Genomic DNA, 1,991 nt, shown 5'->3' with positions numbered 1-1,991 from the left:
GGTGGGCGCGCAGCAGATCACCGAGACCATGATGCAGCTGAACGACGCCACCCAGCAGACGGTGGAGTCGCTCAAGGCCACCAGCGAGGCGGTGCGCCAGCTGCAGTACGCGGCAGGCGACCTGCAGGCCAGCGTGGCCAGCTTCGCCGTGCTCGCCTGAACGCGGCCCCATCGGCGCGCGGCGCGTGGCAGAATACGTTTATTGCCTTCGTCCTACACAGATACCGGAGAAAAAATGGTCAAGGACCTGAGTATCAAGAAGAAACTCTACCTGGGCCTGGGCTCCATCCTGGCCATCATCCTGGTGCTGCTGGCCACCGCCTACAACAACTTCAGCCGACTGTCCGAGGCGAACGCCTGGGACCGGCACACGATGAACGTGCTGCTGGCCATCGACGAGGTGCGCAACCACATCCTGGAGGCCCAGGTCCAGTTGCGCGGCTACTACCTGACCGGCGACGCCTACCGCATCGAACGCATCAAGACGCAGCTCGACGACATCCCGGCCGCCATGCAAAAGCTGCGCAAGCTGACCGAGGACAACCCGGCGCAGAAGGAGCGCCTGGCCAAGGTCACCTCCAACCTCGATACCTGGGTCAAGGACGTGGCCGAGGTGCAGGTCGCGCGGCGCCAGCAACTGGGCGACACGCCCGGCGCGGCGGACATCATAGGCAAGGCGCCGGAATCCCAACTCAAGCAGGGCAGCCCGCTCACCGGGGCCGTCTACGCGGCCCTGAAGGAGGCGGCGGACGAGGAGAACCGCCTGCTGGTGGAACGCACGCAGGCGTCGGCAGCGCTGCAGCGCTCGATGGTGATGGTGCTGTCGGCCGGCGGCGCGGTCTGCGCCGCGCTGGCGCTGGGGATCGCCTGGCTGCTGTCGAACGCGCTGCTGGGGCCACTGAACAACCTGACGCACGCCGTCAGCCGCATCGCCGCCGGTGAACAGGACGCGCGCGCGGCGGTGGTGTCCAACGACGAGCTGGGCCAGGTCACCACGGAATTCAACCGCATGGCGCAGGCCATCCAGGACAACCGCCTGCGCGAGCAGGCCGCCACCAACGACCTGCGCGGCAAGGTGGACGCGCTGCTGGCCGTGGTGTCGAAGGCCGCCTCGGGCGACCTGACCGGCCGCATCACGGTGGCCGGCGACGACGCCATCGGCCAACTGGGCCACGGCCTGGCCAGGATGTTCGACAACCTGCGCGTGCTGCTGAACAATGTGCAGAAGGCCGGCATCCAGGTCACCACCTCGGCCACCGAGATCGCCGCCTCCGCCAAGGAGCAGGAGGCGACCGGCGTGGAGCAGGCCCAGACCAGCGTCGAGGTGCTGTCCACCACCAAGGAGATCTCGGCCAACACCCAGCAGCTGCTCAAGACCATGGAGGACGCCACCGCCGTGGCCGACTACACCACCAGCGCCACCGCCGAGGCGCAGGACAACCTGCGGCGCATGGATGAGACCATGCAGCACATGGTGGCCGCCACCGACACCATCAGCGCCAAGCTGGCGGCGTTGTCCGAGAAGGCCAGCAACATCAACGGCGTGCTGGCCACCATCACCAAGGTGGCCGACCAGACCAACATCCTGTCGCTGAACGCGGCCATCGAGGCCGAGAAGGCCGGCGAGGCGGGACGCGGCTTCTCGGTGGTGGCCACCGAGATCCGCCGCCTGGCCGACCAGACCTCGGTGTCGACCTGGGACATCGAGCAGATGCTCAAAGAGATGCAGTCGGCGGTGTCGGCCAGCGTGATGGGCATGGACAAGTTCGCCGAGGAGGTCCGCCGCAGCGTGGGCGAGGTGCGCCAGGTCACGGACCAGCTGTCCGGCGTGATGGCCCAGGTGCAGAAGCTGGCGCCCCAGTTCGACGCGGTGTTGCAGGGCATGCAGTCGCAGGCGGTGGGCGCGCAGCAGATCACCGAGACCATGATGCAGCTGAACGACGCCACCCAGCAGACGGTGGAGTCGCTCAAGGCCACCAGCGAGGCGGTGC

General features: G+C 67.8%; 1 protein-coding gene. It reads left to right on the top strand.

Annotation, left to right across the window (positions count from 1 at the left end; translation table 11 throughout):
* Positions 1–235: 235 nt before the first annotated feature.
* A partial coding sequence (locus tag BM436_RS34625; RefSeq protein ID WP_229491036.1) for a HAMP domain-containing methyl-accepting chemotaxis protein occupies positions 236–1,991 on the top strand: 1,756 nt, incomplete at its 3' end.

The sequence above is a fragment of the Pseudoduganella namucuonensis genome (assembly GCF_900116645.1).
Classification (GTDB): domain Bacteria; phylum Pseudomonadota; class Gammaproteobacteria; order Burkholderiales; family Burkholderiaceae_D; genus Rugamonas; species Rugamonas namucuonensis.
Note: the sequence above shows the minus strand (reverse complement) of the source record. Positions and strands in the feature narration are given on the sequence as shown.